The sequence below is a fragment of the Rheinheimera sp. F8 genome, assembly GCF_001518915.1.
The window spans coordinates 1645757-1670350 of record NZ_CP013656.1 but is presented as its reverse complement, the minus strand read 5'-3'; the positions used below and the strand labels follow the sequence as shown (position 1 = coordinate 1670350).

The 24594-nt window shown below is 52.8% G+C and carries 21 protein-coding genes; 11 read left to right on the top strand and 10 right to left on the bottom strand.

The window, feature by feature from the left end; translation table 11 throughout:
• Positions 1 to 88: 88 nt before the first annotated feature.
• Positions 89 to 1411: an amino-acid N-acetyltransferase gene (gene argA, locus ATY27_RS07605; RefSeq protein ID WP_208933001.1), complete on the top strand. Its 1323-nt coding sequence runs from the start codon at positions 89 to 91 to the stop codon at positions 1409 to 1411.
• A 39-nt stretch (positions 1412 to 1450) separates the two neighbouring features.
• On the opposite strand, the gene ATY27_RS07600 is transcribed toward argA, so the two are convergent.
• Entirely contained in the window at positions 1451 to 2527 is a 1077-nt protein-coding gene (locus tag ATY27_RS07600) for a glycerol-3-phosphate dehydrogenase/oxidase (RefSeq protein WP_208933000.1), read from the bottom strand.
• A 170-nt stretch (positions 2528 to 2697) separates the two neighbouring features.
• Here ATY27_RS07600 and ATY27_RS07595 point away from each other — a divergent pair, with 170 nt between their 5' ends.
• Complete coding sequence (locus ATY27_RS07595; protein ID WP_208932999.1) at positions 2698 to 4155, top strand: hypothetical protein; 1458 nt, start codon at positions 2698 to 2700, stop codon at positions 4153 to 4155.
• A 53-nt stretch (positions 4156 to 4208) separates the two neighbouring features.
• Here the strand turns inward: ATY27_RS07595 and ATY27_RS07590 are convergent, their stop codons facing one another.
• Both ATY27_RS07590 and proB read right to left on the bottom strand, forming a co-directional pair.
• Positions 4209 to 5480 carry a glutamate-5-semialdehyde dehydrogenase gene (locus ATY27_RS07590; protein ID WP_208932998.1) on the bottom strand — a complete coding sequence of 424 codons (1272 nt, stop codon included), beginning with the start codon at positions 5478 to 5480 and terminating at the stop codon, positions 4209 to 4211.
• Between the two features lie 14 nt (positions 5481 to 5494).
• Positions 5495 to 6580: a glutamate 5-kinase gene (proB, locus tag ATY27_RS07585; protein WP_244151415.1), complete on the bottom strand. Its 1086-nt coding sequence runs from the start codon at positions 6578 to 6580 to the stop codon at positions 5495 to 5497.
• A gap of 229 nt (positions 6581 to 6809) precedes the next feature.
• Between proB and ATY27_RS07580 the strand changes: the two genes are divergently transcribed.
• Complete coding sequence (locus ATY27_RS07580; protein ID WP_208932996.1) at positions 6810 to 7451, top strand: OmpA family protein; 642 nt, start codon at positions 6810 to 6812, stop codon at positions 7449 to 7451.
• A gap of 255 nt (positions 7452 to 7706) precedes the next feature.
• Here the strand turns inward: ATY27_RS07580 and speE are convergent, their stop codons facing one another.
• On the bottom strand, positions 7707 to 8567 hold the full coding sequence (speE, locus tag ATY27_RS07575) for a polyamine aminopropyltransferase (protein WP_208932995.1): 861 nt from the start codon (positions 8565 to 8567) through the stop codon (positions 7707 to 7709).
• A 129-nt stretch (positions 8568 to 8696) separates the two neighbouring features.
• Here speE and speA point away from each other — a divergent pair, with 129 nt between their 5' ends.
• From speA to ATY27_RS07560, 3 genes are all read left to right on the top strand, one after another.
• Entirely contained in the window at positions 8697 to 10580 is a 1884-nt protein-coding gene (speA, locus tag ATY27_RS07570) for a biosynthetic arginine decarboxylase (RefSeq protein WP_208932994.1), read from the top strand.
• Between the two features lie 176 nt (positions 10581 to 10756).
• Positions 10757 to 11647: an acyltransferase gene (locus ATY27_RS07565; protein WP_208932993.1), complete on the top strand. Its 891-nt coding sequence runs from the start codon at positions 10757 to 10759 to the stop codon at positions 11645 to 11647.
• Positions 11647 to 12597, top strand: a complete 951-nt coding sequence (locus ATY27_RS07560; protein WP_208932992.1) for an acyltransferase — start codon at positions 11647 to 11649, stop codon at positions 12595 to 12597. Before ATY27_RS07565 ends, ATY27_RS07560 begins: the two co-directional genes overlap by 1 nt.
• An 8-nt stretch (positions 12598 to 12605) precedes the next feature.
• Here the strand turns inward: ATY27_RS07560 and ATY27_RS07555 are convergent, their stop codons facing one another.
• Entirely contained in the window at positions 12606 to 13814 is a 1209-nt protein-coding gene (locus ATY27_RS07555; protein ID WP_208932991.1) for a methyltransferase, read from the bottom strand.
• Between the two features lie 53 nt (positions 13815 to 13867).
• On the opposite strand from ATY27_RS07555, the gene ATY27_RS07550 reads away from it, so the two are divergent.
• Complete coding sequence (locus ATY27_RS07550) at positions 13868 to 14254, top strand: response regulator (protein ID WP_208933459.1); 387 nt, start codon at positions 13868 to 13870, stop codon at positions 14252 to 14254.
• Positions 14255 to 14285: 31 nt separating this feature from the next.
• On the opposite strand, the gene ATY27_RS07545 is transcribed toward ATY27_RS07550, so the two are convergent.
• The 3 genes from ATY27_RS07545 to ATY27_RS07535 all read right to left on the bottom strand — a co-directional run bounded on the left by ATY27_RS07545 (position 14286) and on the right by ATY27_RS07535 (position 17430).
• Positions 14286 to 15263: an FHA domain-containing protein gene (locus tag ATY27_RS07545; protein ID WP_208932990.1), complete on the bottom strand. Its 978-nt coding sequence runs from the start codon at positions 15261 to 15263 to the stop codon at positions 14286 to 14288.
• On the bottom strand, positions 15254 to 16519 hold the full coding sequence (locus ATY27_RS07540) for a serine protease (protein WP_208932989.1): 1266 nt from the start codon (positions 16517 to 16519) through the stop codon (positions 15254 to 15256). Before ATY27_RS07540 ends, ATY27_RS07545 begins: the two co-directional genes overlap by 10 nt.
• Before the next feature lie 65 nt (positions 16520 to 16584).
• Complete coding sequence (locus ATY27_RS07535) at positions 16585 to 17430, bottom strand: tetratricopeptide repeat protein (protein WP_208932988.1); 846 nt, start codon at positions 17428 to 17430, stop codon at positions 16585 to 16587.
• 375 nt (positions 17431 to 17805) lie between these two features.
• On the opposite strand from ATY27_RS07535, the gene ATY27_RS07530 reads away from it, so the two are divergent.
• Together ATY27_RS07530 and ilvN are read left to right on the top strand one after the other, a co-directional pair.
• Entirely contained in the window at positions 17806 to 19542 is a 1737-nt protein-coding gene (locus tag ATY27_RS07530; RefSeq protein ID WP_208932987.1) for an acetolactate synthase 3 large subunit, read from the top strand.
• Position 19543: 1 nt separating this feature from the next.
• Positions 19544 to 20035, top strand: a complete 492-nt coding sequence (gene ilvN, locus ATY27_RS07525; RefSeq protein ID WP_208932986.1) for an acetolactate synthase small subunit — start codon at positions 19544 to 19546, stop codon at positions 20033 to 20035.
• Between the two features lie 111 nt (positions 20036 to 20146).
• Here ilvN and ATY27_RS07520 read toward each other — a convergent pair whose 3' ends face one another.
• Together ATY27_RS07520 and ATY27_RS07515 are read right to left on the bottom strand one after the other, a co-directional pair.
• Positions 20147 to 21376, bottom strand: coding sequence for an MFS transporter (locus ATY27_RS07520; RefSeq protein WP_208932985.1), 1230 nt, complete (start codon positions 21374 to 21376; stop codon positions 20147 to 20149).
• Between the two features lie 9 nt (positions 21377 to 21385).
• Positions 21386 to 22825, bottom strand: a complete 1440-nt coding sequence (locus ATY27_RS07515) for an FAD-dependent oxidoreductase (protein ID WP_208932984.1) — start codon at positions 22823 to 22825, stop codon at positions 21386 to 21388.
• Between the two features lie 194 nt (positions 22826 to 23019).
• Here ATY27_RS07515 and ATY27_RS07510 point away from each other — a divergent pair, with 194 nt between their 5' ends.
• The gene (locus ATY27_RS07510) at positions 23020 to 23607 is read left to right on the top strand and encodes a sigma-70 family RNA polymerase sigma factor (protein WP_208932978.1); all 588 of its coding nucleotides are present in this window, start codon (positions 23020 to 23022) and stop codon (positions 23605 to 23607) included.
• Positions 23608 to 23715: 108 nt separating this feature from the next.
• Positions 23716 to 24576 carry an AraC family transcriptional regulator gene (locus ATY27_RS07505; protein ID WP_208932976.1) on the top strand — a complete coding sequence of 287 codons (861 nt, stop codon included), beginning with the start codon at positions 23716 to 23718 and terminating at the stop codon, positions 24574 to 24576.
• Positions 24577 to 24594 lie beyond the last annotated feature (18 nt).

The window sequence follows — 24594 nt, the reverse complement described above, 5'->3', positions numbered from 1 at the left end:
TGCTATCAGTCATACCGCTGTCATACAAAGCGCTTATGACTGAGCCCAGCATTATTGATCCACTTTCAAAGAAGGACACAAACAGAGCGTGCGTACTACTGAACTTGTTGATGGATTCCGCCAGTCGGCCCCTTATGTCAATGCACACCGCGGCAAAACCTTTGTGGTGATGTTGGGCGGTGAGGCCATTACACAACCTGGTTTTCGCAGTATTATCAATGACATCGCTCTGCTCAATACGCTGGGTATTAAAATTGTGCTGGTGTACGGTGCGCGGCCGCAAATCAATGATGCGCTGACGCATGCCGGCCTGACGGCGCAGTATCACAACCGGATCCGCGTCACTGACGACGATTCATTTCAGCTGATTAAACAAGTCGCCGGCGCGCTGCAACTCGATATCACCGCCCGGCTGTCGATGAGCTTGTCCAATACGCCGATGCACAATGCGCAAATCAACGTGGTCAGTGGCAACTTTGTCATCGCACAGCCACTGGGCGTGGACGAAGGTGTCGATTATTTCCACAGCGGCAAAGTGCGCCGTATCGACGTCGCCGGTATCCGCCGCCAGCTCGACCAGAACTGTATTGTGCTGATGGGGCCTATCGCCGCATCAGTCACCGGCGAGAGTTTTAACCTGACCGCTGAAGAAATTGCCACTCAGGTCGCGATCAAATTAAAAGCCGACAAAATGATTGGCTTCAGCGACGATGGCGGCATTATCGACGAAGATGGCGAGATTATCGCTGAGTTAATGCCTAATTTCGCTGAAAGCACATTGACCGCACTGGAAAGCGGCCAACGTGCCTGTACGTCGACCCTGGCGTTCCTGCATGCCGCGATCACGGCCAGCCGCGCCGGTGTGTCACGCTGCCACTTAGTCAGCAGCACAATGAACGGCGCGCTGTTACAGGAGCTGTTCTCGCGTGATGGTATCGGTACCCAAATCGTTACCGAAGCCGCCGAACGCCTGCGTCTGGCTACTATCAATGATATCGGCGGTATTCTGGACCTGATCCGGCCGCTGGAACAACAAGGCCTGCTGGTACGCCGCTCCCGTGAGCAGCTGGAAATGGAAATCGACCAGTTTGTCGTGATTGAACGCGACGGCCTGGTGATTGGCTGTGCGGCTTTGTATCCGTTTCCGGAAGAGAATGTTGGTGAATTTGCCTGCCTGGCCGTGCACCCGAACTACCGCGACGCCGACCGCGGCAGCCTGCTGCTGAAACACATTATCAGCCTCGCCCGCCAGCGCAAATATTACACCTTGTTTGCACTGACGACTCGCAGCATCCACTGGTTCCTCGAACACGGCTTTGAACTGAAAGACGTCGCCGATTTACCGGCAAAAAAACAGCAGCTGTACAACTATCAGCGCCGCTCAAAAATCCTGGCACTGGATTTAACCTAACGTTTGCTGCTGCGCAGGGTTTTGCCCTGCCGGCAACAATCAATCCCTGCCTTGCACCTGTGCGACCACTTGCTTCGCCAGCGCCCGCGCAGTGGTCCACTTGCCGCCATTCACCGTCAGGATCGCCTGCTGCCAATGCATCGCATATTCGCGGCTGGCTTTGCTGGCATCATCCGCACCGCCAAGTAATGGTCTGACACCGGCAAATTCACGTTGAATATCACTGTCAAAGCGTTTGGTGACAAAATAATGGTTATACAGCCGTAGCAGGTAACTGCGTTCAGCATCGCTGCACTGAATGGGCTCGCTCAGTTGCTGTCGCACTTCGGTGGTACCTAACAGCGTCTGACCTTTAAACGGCAATACAAACACAATCCTGCTCTCTCCCGGCACTTCCAGCATATGGCCATAACGGCACAACGGCGGTAACAGCAGATGGCTGCCACGGACTAAGTCCAGCGGCTGCCGCACGGCCAGACCAGAGGTCTCAAGCAACTGATTTGCCCAGGGCCCCGCGACATTAATCACCCGGTCAAACTGACGCCATTCACCGCTGCCAAGCTGCAACTGACCATCGGCCTGCAACGCCAGCACCGGACAATGATCGTGGATTTGCACACCATGCTGACGGGCCTGTGCCGCCACCCAAAGCCCCAGTTGCTGGTCGTCCATCTGGCCGTCAAAAAACAAAAAAGCGCCGAGTAAACCATCTGGTTGTAAATCCGGGCTGCAGCGCAGCGCCTGCTTTGCATTGAGCCAGCGATGACGACCAATGCCCTTGCGGCCTGACAGCATATCGTACAGCCACAGGCCGATTTTTAGTTGCCAGCGTGGCCGGCGGCCACTACGGTAAATCGGATACAGAATTGGCAACCGCCGGGTCAGGTGCGGTGCTTTTTTGATCCACCAGCGCCGCTCATGCAAAGCTTCATGCACTAAGCGAAATTCACCTTGCTCCAGATAACGCAGGCCGCCGTGCAGCAATTTGCTGGACGCCGCGCTGGTCGCCTGCATCAGGCCGTCGCGTTCAAACAATTCGACCTGATGGCCTGCCAGCGCCAGCTGCCATGCCGAAGTCACACCATTGATGCCACCGCCAATTACTGCAATAAACACTGAGTTTTTTCCTTTACTTATTAATTGTTTAAGAAAAGCAAAATTAGCCCTGCTTGTCTAATTTTCCGGATAGAAAGCCAGACCTCTGCGCTGGCGGGGGCTGAAAAAACGACTACAGTTGTGTCATCATGGACCTCTACTGTACCTGAAAAGGCAAAGGATTTTCCGGCATGAACCAGGCCTTATACGGCGCCAATGCTGCCACCAAAATTATCAAAGAATTGCTGAGCAAGACCTTTGATAACAGCACACAAGGGCTGTCGATGTATGAACAGGCCGCCTGGTATTTTCAGGGCCACGAACAACGTAATATCGACCAGCTGCAACAACAAAAAACCGAGTTGCAACGCCGGCTGGATGATGCCAGCAAAGGGGCCCGCCACAAACTCGAACTGAAACTGAATGAGACCAGTCAACAGCTGAAAGAGAGTCTGAAACAGCAGCAGGATCACCGTATCGATCGGATCCGGCAACTAAAAGGCATTGCCCGCCAGGTGGTCGAGTTGATCCAGGGGGATACACCGGAAGAATCGCGGCAACTCGCGGCGCGGGCTTTGGGTACTATTCAGCTGATGTCGCCGACCTACGGCAAAAATATTGCAGCAACCAATCAACGCCACAAACATTTGTATAAAGCCATTCTGGCACTGTTGTTGTTACAACAATTGTTGATCGACAAACAAATCAAGAATCGTTATGTGCTGGCCAAAGTGGCTGACTCACTGAATACTGCAGCAGATACTTCATCAGCATTTATCGAAGAAGTGCAGATCCCGCTGGTGATGGCTTGCCTGCTGCAGGACATTGGCCTGCAGCACCCGCAGGTACAGCAATTACTCTATGGTCCGGATGGCGACGCCGACCCTTACCGGATCTTGCCCGCCGACACCCGCCAGCAATTATTACAAATCAGCTTTGCGCAAAGTCAGCTGTATTTACAAGAAGGGTTGGGACTGGACCAGTACATCGGCAACTCGCGGGCCGAGCGCGAATTGTTTGTGATGATGGAAGAAGATAAACAGGCGTTCACGCTGCATTTATTGCGCTCAGCCATTACACCGGAAGATGGCATTGGCAACCTGCTGAAGATCCCGCAGGTTTACACGTCGGTGGTGTTGCCGTCGAAACAAAATTACAGTTACGACAGCCTGCCAAAAGTCGGGCCGCTACTTAAAGCCGGCGTGGAAAAGGGCTGGTATCCGGCGGAGGTGGTCAGAAGTTTGCTGACGGTGACCGGTTATTTCCCACAAGGCTATGGCATCACTTATATTCCGAAGGACTCGGATAAACGCGACCTGGACCGCTATGAATATGCCATCGTCAACGGCCTGTATCCGCTCGAACCGGAGCAGCCAATTTGCCGGCAGGTCACCCGGAATCTGACCTTTAATACCTTTGGCATCAATGTGGTGGTCAGCGCCGAAAATAACCTGTATTTCGCGGTGGCGCAGCAAAAGCTCGAACGCATCAGTGAAGAACGGCTGCGTGAGATCCTCAGTAAGCTGGTGTCGAACTTTGAAGAGCGGATTAATACCGACCTCATCCCTAAATGCTGGAATCCGGACGAATTTTTTAGTTATCTGAAGCATCAGAATTTATGGAACCGTAACGACACCATCCGTAACTAACCCGGCCGGTTTTAGCGTCCGCCACTGCCATTTTGCAGCAGCGGATCTGCCAGTTATTGCCGGACCTGACCGTCACCAATCACGATATATTTTTCCGTGGTTAATGACTCCAACCCCATCGGGCCATAGGCATGTAACTTACTGGTGGAGATGCCAATTTCAGCGCCGAGCCCCAGCTCACCGCCATCGGAAAACCGCGACGAGGCATTGACCATCACTACGGCGGAGTTGATCTGTTTCAGGAAACGCTGGGCGCGGCTGATGTCCTGCGTACAAATCACTTCGGTATGGCCGGAGCTGTACTGTTCTATATGTGCCGTCGCATCGGCAAAACTAGCCACCACCCGTACTGACATCGCCAGCGCCAGATATTCAGTGTCGTATTGCGAAGGTCCGGCCGCTTGCGCAGCGCTGAAATAGCCCAGACTGCGTGGGCAGGCAAATACCTGAACTCCTTTCTCTGCCAGTGCCGCGCCGGCTAAAGGTAAAAATGCCGCCGCGATATCCTGATGCACCAGCAAAGTTTCCAGCGCATTGCAGACACCCGGCCGCTGAGTTTTGCCGTTTAACAACAGTGCTAAGGCTTTGTCCGGATCTGCCGCTTTGTCGACGAACAAATGGCAGATACCTTTGTAATGTTGGATCACCGGAATACGGCTGTTGGCGCTGACAAAATGGATCAGTCCTTCGCCACCGCGTGGGATCACCAAATCGACATAAGCTTTTTGTTGCAGTAGTTCCAGTAAAATCGCCCGGTCCGGATCCGGCAGTACCGCAATAGCCGCCGGGTTAATTTGATGCTGCTCAAGCACTTGCTGCAACACCGCCGCAATCGCCAGACTGGAATGCAAGGCTTCGCGGCCACCGCGCAAAATCACCGCATTGCCAGATTTCAGACACAAAGCGCCGGCATCGGCAGTCACGTTCGGCCGGGCTTCATAAATCATTGCAATCACACCAAGCGGGATGCGCATCCGGCCAACCTGAATGCCATTCGGTCTTGGCGCCAGCTGCCGGATTTGCCCGACCGGGTCCGGTAACGCAGCGATTTGCCGCACTGCAGCCGCTAATTGCTGCAGCCGCTCTGCAGTTAATAACAACCGGTCCTGCATCGCCGGCGCCAGGTCTTTTTCCCGCGCCGCCGCCATATCCAGCGCATTCGCTGCCAGAATGGCCGGCGTGGCCGCAATCAGCGCTTCTGCCATGTCTGTCAGGATCTGGTTTTTTTGTGCTTCAGATAACTGCGCCAGTTGCCGGCTCGCCGCACGCGCGGCCTGACATAATGCGATGACATCAAATGTGTTGTTTTTAGCTTCGGTTTGCATCTCAGGCTCCCTTTTTATACATCCAGCAAAACGACTAAATCATCCCGGTGCACCGCCACTTCGCTTGGGCAATAACCCAGCACGGCGGCAATTTGATCACTATGGATGCCTTTGATTTTGTTCAGTTCAGCGGCATTGTATTGACTGACACCTTTAGCAATTTTGCTGCCATCCGGCGCCAGTAACCAGACCGCGTCCCCTTTATCGAATTCGCCTAGTACCTGACTGACGCCTTTGGCCAATAAAGACGCGCCTTTATGCTGCACCGCCTGCGCCGCGCCCTGATCCAGCCAGACTTCGGCGCTGGCTTTGCTGGAATGCAATAACCAATGTTTTTTCGCGCTCAGTGTCGTTTGCCGGGCCGCGAACAAAGTGCCAACAGCTTCACCGTTCAGCAGTGCTTCAAAGCTGTGGGCGCGCTGGCCGTTGATGATCAGCGTTGCAATGCCGACCGCAGTGGCTTTGTCGGCAGCCTGTAGTTTGGTCACCATGCCGCCCGTGCCGGTACTGTGATGACTGCCACCGGCCATCGCATAGATGTCTGCCGTCAGCGCTTCGACCCGCGGGATAAGCTGAGCTGTCGCATCAGTGCGTGGATTGGCCGTGTATAAACCATCGACGTCGGAACAAATAATCAGCGCATCGGCTTCGACGACGGACGCCACCATCGCTGCCAGATTGTCGTTATCGCCAACCCGCAGTTCTTTAGTCGCCACAGTATCGTTTTCATTGACGATAGGCAGGGCGCCGTGGCTCAGCAACGTGCGTAAAGTGTTATCGATATTGAGGTAACGGCGCCGGTCGGCCAGATCGGCATGGGTTAACAGAATTTGCGCACAAGGCCAGTCGAGTAACTGGCTCCAGGTCGCCATCATCTGTGCCTGACCAATAGCTGCTAAGGCCTGTTTGACATTAATCGGCAGCGGTTGATGAGTAAATTCAATCGCAGAGCGCCCGGCAGCGACACTGCCGCTGGACACCAGCACCACTTCGACACCACGTAATTTACATTCACTGATAAAGCGCGCGATAGCCAATAAATAACGGGTTGACGTGCCTTTCCCTGCCGGCGCAATCAAAGCACTGCCCACTTTGATCACTATCCGTTTCCAGCTGAACCCCGCCATTTGCCTGCATCTCCGACTTTGTTTAATTAAGCGGCAGCTTAACTGTTTAGCCGTATATATGTCCAGTTATCCAGCGCGACCAACAGCACCGACCACAGGTTTAACGGCGGTCCGTGCCGGGCTGATTCAGCCATAATTCAGCCTGGCGTCACCACACTGTGGCGCATATGCAAATTCTCTTATGCAAAACTTAGGATCCACAATGACTTTATTTCGCCTGACTGCCCTTGCCGCCGCTGCCAGCCTGACGCTGGCCGGTTGTGCCCAGTTCCCGCAAGACAATACCACCCGGGGTGCCGCGATTGGCGCTGTCGTTGGTGGTGTGGCTGGTAAAGCCACCGGCAATCACAAGAATAAACGCGTGGCCTTAGGGGCTGTGCTGGGCGCATTAAGTGGTGCTGCGATCGGTCGCTATATGGATAATCAGGAGCAGGCACTGGAAGAACAGCTGGCCGGTTCCGGTGTGCAGGTCAAACGCGAAGGCGATGTGCTGAAACTGGAAATTCCGTCACAAATTACCTTTGCCTCTGGTCGCAGCGACATCCGCGCAGAACTGTATCCGGTGCTCAATGACATCGCCAAAGTGCTGGCTGAATATGACAAAACGTTGCTGGTGATCACCGGTCATACTGACGATACCGGCGGACGTGAGCTGAATATGCGGCTGTCGCAACAACGCGCCGACACAGTGAAAAACTATCTGAGCGCGCAGCGCATCGACGATCGTCGTTTAGTCACTCAGGGCGCAGGCCCGGACCAGCCGCTGGTGGCCAATACGTCTGAACAGAACCGGGCGAAAAACCGTCGCGTAGAGATCCAGATTGAGCCGCTGATCGGTCAGTAACACCGGCTGATTTTTAGTCCCCAGGGGTGCAGGTTGTTTGATGCATCCCTTTTTTATTTACCACAACTCTGTTCCAGCGGTGTTAAAGTTCACCACAAACCGCTCCGTGCGTTTGCCATTCGCAGAGCGGATGGCGTTCGTCAGGCGAAACGCCAAATTGTTGGCGTTTCGAAAGCCCTGCCTCTCTATACCGTACATCCTGTACATAAAAAAACGGCCGCTGTCTGGCGGCCGTTTTCCTGGTAAGAAGGTGACTCAGGGCTTTAACTCACGGCGCATAAAGTTTGGTAACGCCAGCGACGCCTGATGAATGTCTGCATTGTAGTATTCGGTGGCAAACCCCGGATTTGCCGCGGCTTCCCGGCGAAAACCACTGAAGTGTTCATCTTTCCGTGCCATAGTGCAGGTCCACCAACCGCTTGGATAAACCATCTGTGGGAACTGCAGCGTTTGCAGTTCGGCAAAACCGGCGTCTTTCATCGCCACGCGCATGTCGTTCAGCAATTGCAGATGGATCAGCGGTGATTCGCTTTGTTGCACCAAAATGCCACCGGGTTTTAATGCGGCAAAACAGCTTTGGTAAAAAGCGCGGTTAAACAAACCTTCGCCCGGTCCAATCGGATCAGTCGAATCGACAATGACGACGTCGACGCTTTGTGGCGCCGCATCACGCATATACTGGATGCCGTCGGCGAACAGTAAAGTGGCGCGCGGATCCTGGTTCGAAGCACAAAGTTCCGGGAAAAACTGTTCCGCCATCCGCGTCACTTGCTCGTCGATATCAATTTGAGTGACCTGTTGGACTGATCGGTGTTTCAGTACTTCGCGTAATGTGCCGCAATCGCCGCCGCCGATGATCACAATATTCCGCGGATCAGGGTGGGTAAACAAAACCGGGTGGCTCAACATCTCGTGATACAGGAAATTGTCACGTGTTGTCAGCATAATGACGCCATCGATCACCATCAGATTGCCAAAATCGGTGGTTTGATAGATTTCGATGTGCTGGAAAGGTGACTGAACTTCAGCTAATTTTTGCTCGGTTCGCAGCGAAAAAGCACTACCACTTGGCGCGAAGATTTCAGTAAACCACTGTTGTGAATTAAGTTCTGACATGTATCCACTCCGGGAGCAGCTGCAGGGGCCAAATATTTTGCCAGTGAAGCCGACGCGAGACAAACTTTTCATGTTTTTTTGCCGCCGATACGAATAAAATGGCGGCCTATTTTTTCTAAGGGCACGACAATGGCAGAATGGGGTATCGACAAAGCAAGATCTATTTATAACGTTGCAGTCTGGAGCGAAGGCTACTTTGACGTCAACGCCAATGGCGATCTCATTGCTTATCCGGATCAGGATCACAGCAAGCCGGGCATTAGTTTCCCGGAACTGACAGCACGTTTTAAACAAGAAGGTCTGACTTTACCCGTGCTGGTGCGGTTTACCGACATCCTGCAGCATCGGGTTGAAACCTTAATCAGCTCATTTGCCAAAGCAAAATCTGAGCGGGAGTATCAGGGCGAATATACCGCCGTCTACCCAATCAAAGTCAACCAGCAATATTCCGTGGTGAAAAAGCTGGTGCACTCCAGTAATAAAGTGGGTCTGGAAGCCGGTTCAAAACCTGAACTGATGGCGATCCTGGGCGTCACGGAAAAACCATTGAAAATCGTCTGTAACGGTTACAAAGACAGCGAATTCCTGCGTCTGGCGACTATTGGCCAGATGATGGGTCACACTGTGTATGTGGTCGTTGAGAAATTATCTGAGCTGAAAACGCTGCTGCGGGAAATCGACAGCCTGGGCGCAGCGCCGATGATCGGTATCCGCATTAAGCTGAACTCAGTCGGTAAAGGCAAATGGCAAAACACCGGCGGTGAAAAAGGTAAATTTGGCCTCACTGCAACGCAAGTATTGCAAGCCATTGATATCTTAAAAGAAGCTGGCAAGCTTGACCTGTTGCAGCTGGTCCATTTCCATATCGGCTCTCAAATTGCCAATATCCGCGACATTCACAACGCCATTCGTGAATGTGCCCGTCACTACGCGGAACTGCGCACACTGGGCGTGCCAATCACCACAGTAGACGTTGGCGGTGGCCTCGGTGTCGATTACGAAGGGTCGAACTCACGTTCAGCCTGCTCGATGAACTACACCATGTACGAGTATGCCCGTAACGTGGTATTTGGCTTAAAAGAAGTCTGTGACGAATACGACTTGCCACATCCGAACATCATCACCGAATCTGGTCGCGCCATGACTGCACACCACGCCGTGCTGATCACTGACGCCATCGATGTTGAACGTGCGCCGGGTCTGCGTTACCTGCCAGAGCCTTCTGAAGATTCACCACAAGTGGTGTGGGCGCTGTGGGATTCGTACCAGAACGTGACGCCACGCTCTGCCGTCGAAGCCTATCATGATGCCGTGCATTACTTCACTGACGCGCATGCACAGTATGTGCATGGCCTGTTGACGTTAAAAGACTGGTCGTTGCTGGAGCAAATCTACTTTGCCACCATCAACAAAGTGAAGGACATGCTGGACCTGAGTTCACGTTCGCACCGTGAAATTCACGATGACCTGAACGAAAAACTGGCTGACAAACTGTTCGTGAACTTCTCGTTGTTCCAGTCGATGCCGGATGCCTGGGGTATTGATCAGCTGTTCCCGGTGATGCCGCTGGAACGGATGAATGAGCCACTGGACCGCCGCGCTATTATTCAGGACATCACCTGTGACTCTGACGGTGCACTGAAAAGCTATGCCGATGGCAATGGTATCGAAAGCAGCCTGCCGCTGCCGGAATACAAAGAAGACGAGCAGTACCTGATTGGTATGTTCATGGTCGGTGCTTATCAGGAAATCCTCGGTGATTTACACAACCTGTTTGGCGACACCGATTCTGTGCATGTTGAATTGAACCCGGACGGAACCTATCACCTCGGCAACGCCATCAAAGGTGATACTGTCGCCGACGTGCTGCGTTATGTAGCCTTTGATGCGGAAAAACTGATTAACTCATACTCCAATCAGTTGGGTCGCAGTGCTCTCAGCAGTGAAGCGCAGCAGGCGATGCTGGATGAACTGAAAGCCGGCGTTTACGGGTACACCTACTTCGAAGATTAAGGTAGACTGTACAGGTCGGAGCAGTTCAGTTGCTCCGCTTACCGTATAACCCCAATATCATTGCAGCTGCAGCCAACACCGCCGCAACTACAAGGATGAAGGGCAAAAAAGAGCAGGCCAGACTTGCTCTTTTTTTTGACATCGCCGACAGAAATTCCACCTCATGGAGAGAACTGATGCTGCATTTCTTGCCCAAACCACTGATTGGCTTGGTTTCTTTCTTGTTGTATATCGGCAATACCTTATTCTGGGCCGTCCCTATTCTGTGCCTCGCCATTCTGAAACTGCCGCCAATCCAACGCTGGCAAACCTGGATGACCTGGCTGCTCGACAGCTGTGCCAGCGCCTGGATCTCAGTCAATAACTGCACCACGGCACTGTTTACCCGTATTCGCTGGGATATCAAAGGCCTGGAAACGCTGAGCGTGAAAGACTGGTATCTGATCGTCGCCAACCACCAGAGTTGGGTCGATATCCTGGTGTTGCAAAAAGTCTTTAACCGCAAAGTACCCTTTCTGAAATTTTTCCTGAAAAAAGAACTGATTTATGTACCGGTAATTGGCCTGTGCTGGTGGGCGCTCGATTTCCCTTTTATGAAACGCTACAGCGCCGCTTTTCTGGCCAAACACCCTGAATTAAAAGGCAAAGATGTCGCGACGACGCGTAAAGCCTGTGAAAAATTCCGCTATAAACCAGTGTCGGTGATGAATTTCCTCGAAGGCACGCGCTTCACACCAGAAAAACATCACAAACAACAAGCGCCATTCGCGCATTTGCTAAAACCTAAAGCCGGTGGTATCTCTTTTGTGCTGAATGCCATGGGTGAACATCTGCACAAGCTGTTGGATGTGACCATTTATTACCCCAAAGGCTCACCGAGTTTCTGGGACTATATCAGCGGTAAGGTGCACGACATTAAAGTCCGCGTCCGCGTATTACCAATTGATCCGGCCTGGATTGGCGATTACGACGATCCGCAATACCGGCAGCAATTCCAGCACTGGGTCAATCAGCTATGGCTGGACAAAGACCAGCAGTTAGCGTTGCTGAAAAAGGAGTACAACTGATGTTTGCGTTTCTGCCCGCTCCGCTGATTTTGTTATTGTCGCTACCGCTGTTTACGCTGAACCTGACGGTCTGGGGTTTGATTGTCACTTGTTGCGGTATCCTGAAATTGCTGCTGCCTATACCAAGTGCGCAACAAAGGGTCTCTACTCTGGCGCATTGGGCCTACCGCCACTGGTCGCTGCATAATCGCCAACTAATTGAATTATTTAACAAAGTAGAGTGGCAACTGGAAGGCGAAGCGCAGCTGTCACCACAGCGTTGGTATCTGCTGATCTCCAATCACAAAAGCTGGCTGGATATTCCGGTGCTCAGTCAGTTCGCACTGGACCGCATTCCGGAACCGAAATTCTTTTTAAAAGAAGAACTGAAATGGGTGCCATTTATCGGTTCGGCGTCCTGGGCGCTGGATATGCCTTTTATGAAGCGCTATAGCCAGGCGCAGATCCGCAACAATCCGGCGTTGCAGGGTAAAGATATCGAAACCACCCGCCTGTCCTGCGAGAAATTCCGCCTGCAGCCCACCACTATTATCAATTTTGTTGAAGGTACCCGCTTTACCGCAGCCAAACAGCGGCTGAAGAACAGCCCGTTCCGGTTTTTACTGCCGGCCAAAGCCGGTGGTATCGCCTTTACGCTGGCCAGTATGGGGCCGTTGTTTGATGCCGTGCTGGATGTGACGCTGATTTACCCCGACAACCCGCGTCATGTGCTGGTGGCCATGCTGCTTGGCCGGTTAAAACGCGTGGTGATCCATGTGGACACTTTACCGATACAAGGCCCTATCAACAGCCAAATCATCGGTGATTATTTTCAGGATGACGCATTTCGGCAGCAGTTTCAGTTGTGGCTGAATCAGCGCTGGTTGCAAAAAGATCAGCGGATCGCCGCTTGCCTGGCCGCAGCAGATAATGCATTAAAACCTCAGGTCGACTGCACCTCTTCAATGTAAAGCTGGCGCTATTCTTTGCGACGGACTGCCTGCAGCAGCACATTGCGGGGTGTCAGTTCAGGCGCACAGAGCTCAGACAGGCTGATCTGATAACCCTGCGCTTGCAGGTACAACGCTAAATCAAGCACCAGCCACAGCTCTAAGGGCCGGCGAAACAGATGTTGCACCAGTTCCAGCCGGCGTTGTTGCAACAACCCTTGTCCGGCCCGTTGCAATAAATCTGGTAAAAGGGCCTCAGCCGGTGGCGCCAACTGATGTTCTGCGCCGGCAAAAGCCAGAAAATCACTAAGCTCGCCACTGAACCAGTGTTTGCCGACTGAACGCAGCGGTTGATAATCAAGGCCGAGTTGCCGCCGCCACTGCCACCAGAGCTGCCGCCACAGCATTTCAGTCTGCGACAAACGCGCCACCCGCTCACCACCGGTACAACTCTGTTGCACTGCCAGACGTAAATCAGCCTTACTCAGCGTCAGGCCGCTTTGCTTGGCCTGCACTGATAAAGGCTGATACTGCGCCGCCTGCTGCAAATGATAACAACAAGGTACCAGCGCCAAAGCCGCGCAACCGGCACGCATTGCTTCGCGCGCCGCGACCCGGTGCAGGTCACCACAAGCGTGTAACGCCAGCATTTGTTGCTCTGGCTGCAGATAAGGTGCCACCGGCTGGCGCAAGACGTCGATATGGACAAACCGCTGCTGCAAGCCTAACTGTTGTGCTTTGTGTTGGCTGGCGTCACATAGGTTTTGTTGCCACTCGAGGCTCAGCACCGGTGCGTCATAATAAAAACTCATCACTTTACCCAAATGACCTTTGCCGGCACACCACTCCAGTACCGGCCGCTTTGCTTGCCCGACGCAGGCAGCCAGCTGGGTGATTTGCTGCCATTTGCGGCCGCCAATATCGGTACTGAGCCAAAATGGCAGCGACAGATCCGCAGCCGGCTCACGCGGCAACTCAGGTAACGCAGCAAATAACTGCGGAAAAAAACCAGCGAAATGCTGACGTTGCAGGCTGGGGCTGGCGTCGATTTCGACACAATCTGCCAGCGTAAACCGCTCCAGCAAAGCTACCAGTTCAGTGGGGAACGCTGCCGGCCAGGCCGCCAGCATTGGCTGCAACTGCCAAAAATCACGCTGCTGCAGCAGCACCTGATCCAGCGTCAGCCACCAGCGGGCGAACATCAGCAATACTCCGGCAGTTGCATCACAGACTGGCATTGGTCCAAACCTTGTGACAGACTGAAAAGGCAAGCCTGACAAAAGGGAAAATGATGACAGAACTGAAAAAAATCATGCATGTGGAAGATGATCCCTCGATCCAGATGGTCGCCCGCGTGGCTTTAGAAGCCGTCGGTCACTTTGAAGTTTGTACCTGCAGTGGTGGTATGCAGGCGCTGGAACAATATCCGGCATTCCTGCCACAGTTGATCCTGCTGGATGTGATGATGCCGGGGATGGATGGCCCCAGCACCTTAAAACAACTACAGCAACAATTCGATTTAAGTCAGGTTCCGGTGGTGTTCATGACTGCCAAGGTACAATCCAGTGAAATCGAATCGTACAAAGCGCTGGGCGCCAGCGACGTGGTGGTTAAACCTTTTGACCCGATGACCCTGTCAGAACAAATCCGCCAGATCTGGCAACGTCAGCAAGCCTGACGCAGCCATTTCGCGCTGGCTTCGCTTGCGGTTATTGCGCCGGCGGTTCCTGCCGGGCTTCTTCCGTCAGCCGGAATAGTTCGGCGCTCTCTTTGCTGAATTCTGCGCTACTGACAGGTTTATTCAAATAAAATGTCAGTGGCATCAGACTGTTATCAAACTGTGGTTGTAGATTATTCTGATTTTCAAACAGTAGCGACACGGCCACGCCCTGTAAACTCAGCAGTAAACCGAGGCCGGTAGCCAAAGCGATTTTCTTCAGCGCCGAAATTTGCAGTGCGAGATAGAAGTTGGCCGTCAGCAGCAGGATCACCAGCGCGGTCTGACCGAGATCATCAAGCCACACCACCGCAGTCGCGCCATCAAGACTGAAATTCAGCACCGTCATCAGCGCCTGCCAGCATTCCATCACCACGACGGCAGCAAAAGTCAGTCCCAGCTGTGGCAAAAACCGCGCTTCGTGCTGATTAATCTTCGCCCAAATCGCCAACAAAGCGGGCCACAGCGCCAGTCCGAGCATCAGCAGTGGCAGATTTAATAAATTACGCGACCAGCGGCTTTGCCCTTGTTCCGGCACATTCAACCAGACACTGAATAACTCTTGCGCCAATAAAAATAACGCCAGCAACACAATCAAGGCCGGATGACCAAACTGCCGTAAACGTTGCTCCAGACTGTTGTAGGGTAACGCGGGGGGCACTGGGTGATGCTCATCGTAAATTCTGAGCGCCTGCTCACCGAGCCAGCACAATTGGCCACTTTGTAACTCGGTCGCCTGTGCCACCGGTACTGCGGGTTCAACAAAGCTGCCGTTCAGCGATGCCAGGTCCACCAGCTGCCAGCGGCCCTCTTCCGACAACACCAGCTCGGCATGATGCGGGCTGACATGTTTGTCGTACAACACCAAATCGTTGTTAAATGCCCGGCCTAAGGCAATCCGCGCTTGGCCAAACCGATGCCGTTCAATCACTTTGTGCTGTTTATTCAGCACTTCAATAATTACTGCCATGACACGGCTCCGCTGAATTTCTGACTAAAGGCACGGGCAGTGTCCTGACTGACGCCGGACAGCGTGTAATGACTGATCAGTCCCTGTTGCTGATGATCTAACGATGCGGCCAGATATAACACATCATACAGACCGGCATAGGCGCGATAAGCGCGCACACAATAGATGGTTTTGGTGTGTTGCCCGCCAGGCTGCTGCACGACCTGATGCTGGCACTCAAATGCCGTTACATCTTCTTTTAACGCTTGGTTGTCGGCGTTAGCGCGGGAAATATTCTGCTCATACAACGAGAAAAACTGCAGTGGATGCAAATCCTTACCTTCCAGCCATTCAAACTGCATCTCAACGCGGCCCGAAGTGAAATGCTGCGACAGGAAAATCTCTTCGCTCTGACTACAAAACGCGGTCACTTTTTTCAGCGGATCTTTGTCTTTCTCCACGTTCGATTCGCCCCAGCAACGGACAAAAGGCACCACTTCGTCCGGTACCTTGCCGATGCCAAAATCTTTAAGCTTCCAGTCGGCACCAAGGATTTGACTGAACATTGATTGTTGGCTGGCCAGCAATTGCCGTTCGATATCGGCACGCAAATCTGTACTTTGGCCCTCTTGCTGAAAACGCGCCAACAGCCGTTGCAGCGCATCCGCTGGTACCAGGAAACCCAACTGATTGCCGGCCGATGCCACATTCACGCCGACAACCTGACCATTGGCATCTACCGCCGGCCCACCGCTCATGCCGGAATTCACTGCGCCGGTAAAATGGATGCGTGGATAAAAACTGTATTTCTGCATACCGTTGTAAGTACCCGGCACCAAAATCATCCCCAAATCATGCGGATTGCCGAGCGAATAAATAGTCGCACCCTGTACTGGTTTTAGCGGCTGGATTTGAAACGGATGGGGGGCACGGTAATCAGTGCTGACCAGTGCCAGATCGTTAATCACGTCCACCGCCAGCACTTGTAAAGCGCCTTTTTGCTGCGCCGAGTTCAGATACTCCAGCTGGAATTTTTCCGGCGCTAACACCGCTTCCGACACCACATGATAATTGGTGACGACTAAGGCCGGATCTGCCAACACAAAGCCGGTGCCGATAGCCGCTTTGGCGCCGGAGGCCCGTTCCAACACTCGAACCTGTAACAATGACGGTTCAAACCGGGCAAACAGTTGCTCTGCTGAATCGGCCCGGCCCTGGGCACTGCAAAGCAGCAACAGCACTGACAACACCGCGCAGTAAAATTTCTGCAAGCGCATTGAATTTCCTTGTGATTTTATCCGTCTTCTGACGGATATTGATGCGCCACCGTGACGGTGGCCGATTAATACAACAAACTATAAAGTTTACGCCGGTATTCGCCTGCCAGCGCATCGCCTTTTGGTAACACCGCCAGCATATCTAACATTAGCTTCTTACTGTCACCAAAGTTCAGATCCTGCTGCAGAATGCTGAATAATAACGCTAAAGCGTCAGAAAAACGCTGTACCTGCTGATATTGCACGGCCAGTTGCTGCTTCAGTTGCAGGTTGGCTGGGTCAGCCGCCAGTTGTTGTTCCAGTGCGCGGATCTCCGGACTTTCAGCCGCTTGCTGCGCCAGTTCAATCAATGCTTTGACCTGATGATACAAGGCATCCTGATCGGCCAGCAGCACCGGCGAAATCAACTCTTCCGCTTGTGCCGTCTGGCCCAGCGATGCGGCGCAATACGCCAGCTGCAGCCGCGCATCGACCCGAGCCGGTGCCAGTTGCAAGGCCTGCTTCAGCAACGGATAGGCTTGTTGCCATTGTTGTGTCTCTAACAAAGGCAGCGCCTGTTGCAGCAGTAAATCTTCCGGTTTGGGTAAATACGGCTCTAAACGGCTACGGATCTGCCCTTCAGTTTCGACGCCGGCAAAGCCATCGACCGGCTGACCGTTGCGGATAAACAACACCGTTGGTAATGATCGCACACCAAACTGCATCGCCAGTTGCTGCTCGGCGTCACAATTCACTTTGGCGAGTACCAGATGTTCCGGGTAATCACCGGCAATTTTTTCCAGTACCGGTAACAGTTGTTTGCATGGCTCACACCAGTCCGCCCAGAAGTCGAAGATCACCAGCTTCTGCTGAGACAACTCGAGCAGTTCGCGGACATTGTCAAAACTGACGTCAATCTGATTACTTAACACGGATAAAATCTCTGTAACGATGAAACTTTGCTTACTATGTGGCTGTGCCCCTTGATTTGCAAGGGTTTGCCCTGATTTTCTGCCACTACGTCCAGCGAATAATCAGCCCCGACTCCGGCAAAAAAGAGCTGGCAAGGCCGGACCAGATCCCGTAAAGTACCAACCAGCGAGCCTGCCCATAAAGCCGCCCGGACTGCTCATTGCAGCTGAGGCGTGACCAACGATAAAGGCCGTAGTTTGATTTTTTCACCGCCTTACCGCTGTGAATTCCCCACGTAAGCAGAATTACTTGTCCACAGACAAGAACCACCCCGGCATGCCATTTTGGCTGCACGGGAAACCTTTGCCTACGCAAACTATGAGACCTGAGTAAAAATGAGCCAACAACACCAACCAGAACTGCTGTCTGGCGGCGCCATGCTGATTCGGGCCCTTCGTGATGAAGGTGTCGAATTCGTTTATGGTTACCCCGGCGGTGCCGTGTTACATATCTACGATGCGCTGTTTCAGCAAACCGAGGTAAAACATGTGCTGGTCCGTCATGAGCAAGCCGCCACCCACATGGCCGATGCCTATGCCCGTGCCAGCGGAAAAGCCGGCGTGGTGCTCGTCACCTCAGGCCCAGGCGCCACTAATGCTGTCACCGGCATTGCCACTGCTTATATGGATTCAATTCCGATGGTGGTGATTTGCGGTCAGGTGATGAGCCATCTGATTGGCGACGATGCTTTCCAGGAAACCGACATGCTCGGTATTTCCCGCCCTATCGTCAAACACAATATGTCGGTGCGAAACCCGGCTGATATTCCGTATATGGTGAAAAAAGCCTTTTATATCGCCCAGAGCGGCCGGCCTGGCCCTGTGGTGCTGGATATTCCGAAAGATATGACGATGCCGAACCAAAAGTTCCCATACGAATATCCAAAAGACATCAAACTGCGCTCGTACAACCCGAATGCCAAAGGCCATCCGGGCCAAATCAAAAAGGCGCTGCAGACCTTATTAGCGGCGAAAAAACCGGTGCTATACGCCGGTGGCGGCGTGATTTTAGGCCAGGCCTCTGGCGAACTGACCGAACTGGCGCAGAAACTGAACCTGCCGGTCACCAATACGCTGATGGGCCTTGGCGCTTATCCGGCGACAGATCCGCAGTTTATCGGCATGCTCGGGATGCACGGTACTTATGAAGCCAACCAGGTCATGCACAATGCTGATGTGATTTTTGCCGTCGGTGCCCGTTTTGATGACCGCGTTACCAACGCAACCAAGAAATTCTGCCCGAATGCGACCATCATCCATATCGATATCGATCCGGCCAGTATTTCCAAAACCATCATGGCGCATGTCCCGATCGTCGGTCTGGTGAAGCCGGTGCTGCAGGAAATGCTGCATCAGCTGGAAAAAAACGGCAATACGCTGGATCAGGCCGCACTTGGTCAGTGGTGGCAGCAAATCGATCAATGGCGTGAAGTGCATGGCGGCCGGTTTGAACACCGCACCGACCTGCTGAAACCACAGGCCGTGATTGAAGCGGTCTGGCGTCACACCAAAGGCGACGCTTATGTCACGTCGGACGTGGGCCAGCATCAGATGTTTGCCGCGCAATATTACAAATTCGACAAACCGAACCGCTGGATCAACTCCGGTGGCCTCGGCACCATGGGTTTTGGTCTGCCGGCGGCGATGGGCGTGAAGCTGCATTATCCGGACGCCGAAGTCGTTTGTGTCACCGGCGAAGGCTCCATTCAGATGAATATTCAGGAGCTGTCGACCTGTAAACAATATGGTCTTGGCGTCAAAATTATCAATCTGAATAACGGATATTTGGGGATGGTGAAGCAGTGGCAGGACATGAACTATGACTCCCGCTACTCCAGTTCTTACATGGACTCGCTGCCCGACTTCGTCAAACTGGCAGAAGCTTATGGCCATGTCGGCATCCGCGTGACCAGCCCGGAAGAACTGGAACCGGCACTGGAGCGGGCATTCGCGCTGAAAGATAAACTGGTGTTCCTCGACATTCATGTTGATCCAAAAGAACACGTTTACCCGATGCAGGTACCAGGTGGTGCCATGAATGACATGTTCCTGAGCAAAACGGAGCGGACTTAACATGCGCCATATTATTGCGGTATTGCTGGAAAACGAATCCGGTGCCCTGGCCCGTGTCGTGGGCCTGTTTGCCCAACGCGGTTACAACATTGATTCGCTGACTGTCGCCGCCACCGAAGACCCGACCTTGTCGCGGCTGACGTTGGTGACCCGCGGTGATGATCAGGTCATTGAGCAAATCACCAAGCAGCTGCATAAGCTGATTGAAGTGGTCAAGCTGGTTGATTTGAGCGAAAGCGCGCATATCGAACGCGAGCTGATGATGGTCAAAGTTAAAGCCAGCGGCGATCAACGCGAAGAAGTGAAGCGCTGTGCCGACATCTTCCGCGGCCAAATCATCGACGTCTCACCAACCACTTATACTATTCAGGTGGTTGGCACGTCGGACAAACTGGAAGCCTTTATTGAAGCAATGTGCAACACACAAATTCTGGAAGTAGTTCGCACCGGCGTCTCTGGCATCTCGCGCGGTGAAAAAGCGCTGTCGCTATAACAGTGTGCCAGATCAACGCTAAAAGTGTCTAACCAGAAAGATAAACAAGGCCTGCGACCGCAATGTCGCAGGCCTTTTGTCTTTAAAACTATCCATGCATTTTTAGGATTATTACTCATCTGGCCGTCGCTGTGCCTGCCACAATGCACACACTCCGAGCGTAGACAACAGCATCAGTAGCACCAAACCAACCAGGTAACTGTTGGTCGTGCCCCATAGCGCCGCCAACAACAAAGGCGAACCTGCACGTGCTATGGCTAGCGGTAATCCGATGGTGCCGTTCAGCGACGCAGCTCCTTCACGACTCACATACTGTGCCATAGCAGTGCCCTTGACGATGGTTAACATGCCATTGCCCATGCCAAACAACACGACAAAAGCACAGGCAGGCACTATTGCGAGATTGGCTGGCAGCAAAGCGGCCGTCAATAGCAATAGAATTCCGCTTGGGATCAGCGCTGGAATGAGCCGATTAGCCTCATGCATATCCAACCGTTGTTCAAAAAAATACAACAGCACACGGGCAATTAGCTGAAATATGCCAAGGCTGGCAGGCACCAATACAGCCCATGTTTCTGGCAACTGAAATTCCCGCAACATACTTATTAAGTGCAGTGGCAAAGCCGCAGAAACGACTGTCATTAACAAGATAAAAGCCGCTACCCTCCAGTATGCTGCACTAAGCATCGGCCACATTAGTCCAGCTTTTGGCTGGGCTTTTTGGACCACAGTTGTGATCGGCTGATTTATCGTCGAACGCAACAGGATAAAATGTACAGGTATACCCACGAGCAGTTGCAATAACGCCAAAAACTCAACGCTCTGACGCCAACCATATAACCCGACCATCCAAGCAACGAATGGAATAAAAACCGTACTGGCCAAGCCGCCGAGCCAACTGAGTGTGACGATAGCCTGACGGTAATGCTTTGGGAAACGGCGCGTCAGCACCGCAAACGATGCTGTGTACAACACCATCGACATGGAAACGCCTAAAACGCAGCTGGCCAGGTACAGGCCGAACCGGTCGTTTGCCTGCGCCAGCGACCACAGACCGCATGCTGCCAGCAACGAGCCCAATGTCATCACCCAGCGTTCATGGCCACGGTCGATCAGGCGTCCCACCGGATAAGCCATGATGCCTTCAACCAATAAACTACAGCTAAAAGCCGCCGCCACGTCGATTCGTCGTAAACCCAGTTCGGTCTCGAGCGGCACCATAATCAGTGCATAGGCGTAGTAAAGACTACCCCACCCAACCAACTGTGGCAGCGAAAGCAGCAAGACCCAAGATTGACGGTAAGGAGCAGTCGCGCAACCAAATGCTGGCAAATAATTCATGGTGGCGGGTTAACCACAACAAGAACGGGTCGACGATACCTGACTGATCGCTTTGGTTTTGTCAGCACCACCAGGACTAATCTGCTCGGATTTCGCGCCTGGGTTACAGCAAGAACCCGCAGTCTTGGCAGGTGCATACACTATCGGAGTACAGCAACCGGAAGCGACAGCTCCATCATCTGCTCGCGGTCGGCTAGAACAAACGCCTGTCTGAGGCAGTGTTAGTTGGACGTTGTCTGCAGCGACTATATCGCCCGCAATGGCCGCAACCACTGAGCGTGCTTGTTCGTAGCCGGTTGCCATTAAAAAGTTCGGCGCGCGGCCATAACTCTTGGCACCAATCGCATAAAAATCTGCTTCAGGATGCGCCAACTCGCGGTGACCATGTGGGCGCACGCTGCCGCAGCTATGCTCATTTGGATCGATCAATGGCGCCAGTTGCAGCGTACTTTCCAGCCAAGGGTCGTGCTGGGTACGCAATTCACGACTCAGACGGTGATCCGGGCGGGCGCCGGTAGCAACGATAATGTGATCCACATCGGCAATATGCGGCAGGCTGGCATCGGAAGCTATCACGGTCAAACGACTATTGTTCTGCACAATGGCGTGGGTTTTAAAACCAATGTGAACCTCTAAGAGCCCGTCAGCGATTAATTTATGCAAGCGCGATCCAAGTGCACCGCGAGCAGGTAGAGCATCTGCGTCACCGCCACCAAATGCTCTGGAAATATCATGCCCACGCACTGCCCAGACAACTCGGGTGTGACTATCTTGCTCAGCTAACGATGCTAATGCGAGTAAACTGCCGACAGCTGAGTGTCCAGCGCCTACCACTAAGACTTTTTTGCCCTCAAATTTAGTCCGATCACGACCTGTCACATCGGGCATGCCATAACTGATAGCATTGGCATTTTCCAGTTCCCCCAGCGCAGGTAAACCATGAGCCCCCATCGGACTCGGCTGCGACCAGGTACCAGATGCGTCAATCACGGCACTGGCTAAAAACTCCTCAACAGCCTCACTCATTTGCACGCGCAACACAAATGGTGCTCCTTGCCGGCCTTGCGTTTTGACCTTATCAAAACCTTGTCGTGCAACTGCCAATACCTTTGCATTGACCCGCAGGAATGGCGCAATACTGCGCAAACCACTGAGAGGCAGCAAATATTGATCAATCACTTCGCCAGCCGTTGGCAATACATTTGGCATAGGCCACTTCCAGCCAGTTTCCTGCTGCAGCAACTCTGCAGCAATTGGATCGATGTTGTACTGCCACGGCGAAAACAACTGAACATGGCGATAGCTTTGCAGATTTGCGGCAATACTGGAGCCTGCTTCAAATAGCGCGATCGCATAACCACGGTGTACTAAATGAGCGGCAGCTGCCAAGCCAATCGGGCCTGCACCGATAATTGCAATAGGTAAAGTTGAACGAATAATGTCTGACATGATGTATTCCTTAATCGATGGATCAATGAGGTCAAAGCACAAGACGTATCTGTTGAAAAAAGGTCGCAAAAAATGACTCAGGTGCAAAAGCTATAATCTGGCGAGGGATTTGGGGTGGCGACAAGATTGCTTGCGACCTTTTATTATTCGCTCGTCTACTGCAACGAGTTCAACCTAAAGGTGCAATGATGTCTGTGACTGTTCAACAAACTACTCAAGCGGATTTAGCCGTGGTTTATCAAAACTTGCAGCAGTCCTTGTTGGGATTTATCTGCAAACAAGTCACTGACCCTGTGTTAGCTGAAGACTTATTACAGGATGTTTTTCTTAAAGCAATCAATGCTATACAGCGTGGCGATACTCCAGCTAATTTGATAGCCTGGCTGTACACTATCGCCCGCAATAGCGTCATTGACCATTACCGGGCAAAGCGCCCGACAGATCCCCTGCCTGACAATTTAGCCGCCGTTGGCACTGATGATCATCACATTGAACAGGATCTTGCCCGTTGCCTCAAACCACTGGTGCAGTCCTTACCGCCGCTCTATCGCGATACTTTATTAGCAACCGACTTTGCCGGACTGCCGCTGCAGACACTGGTAGATCTGGAACACGTTTCGCTGTCAGCTATCAAAAGCCGCGCTAGCCGCGGCCGCAAAATGCTCAAGCAACGTTTGCTGACATGTTGCACCATCAACGTTTCGAGCTCTGGACAGATCGAGGAATTTTCCAGCAATACAGCTGAACAAATATTGGATCAAAAGAATTGTTGTCTCGAATGAATTAAACATATTTTGCACGACGCAGATGCCAATGGCTGACGCTGACATCTTAAAAACTGAGCAACCTGAATCAACGCCACCTGTTTAATCTTTGCTGCTGGAGGGGTTATGCGCAAACGTAGTACACAACAGGATTATGCCCGGCGCCTGATGCGCGTGGTCAAACTGATCTGGCAGGATCCGACGCGGCAGTTTTCATTGGATCAACTGGCAGAAGCCGCCAATTTCTCGGCATTTCATTTCCACCGCATCTATCGCGGCATGATGGGAGAAACGGTCAGCGCGACGCAACAACGTCTGCGACTGCATTTTGCCTCACGCGATTTAGCCGTGGATGCAGTGTCGCAAATTCGGGTGGCGCAGCGTGCCGGCTTCCAAAGTAATGCCGCATTTGTCCGCGCATTTACGACGGCCTATGGTGTCACACCCGGTGCTTACCGGCGCCAACGTTTGCTTCTCCTTCAATCAAAAAACCAACAGGAGAAAGATATGTATCAGGTTGAAATTCGCAGGTTAAACGCCCCAATCCACCTGGCAGCACAACGCCATCTGGGGAGCTACTTAAACATTGGTGAAGCGTTCAGCTTGCTGGAGCTGGAGGTTGGGAAGTTACCAGTCACGACACAGCCACGCTGGTTCGGCTTATTTTACGATGATCCGGAACACGTGCGGCAAGGCGTTGTTGGCCCTGAATTGCGCTCAGATGCCTGTGTTGAAATTAAGGCGGCTGCAGAGTTAGCAGCACCTTTGCAACACCAGCAGATCCCGGTGGGTCGTTATGCGGTGATTGAACATCAGGGCGCCTACAGTGAACTGGATCAGGCTTATCAGTGGCTGATTGGACATTGGCTGCAACAAAGCGACGAACAGGCCGCTGCATTGCCTGGCATTGAGCTGTACCTGAATGACGCCAGTATTACCGCGCCTAAAGATTTGCGTACCGAGATTTGGTTGGCTCTGGAAAACTGAGTGGCATTAAACGAACAA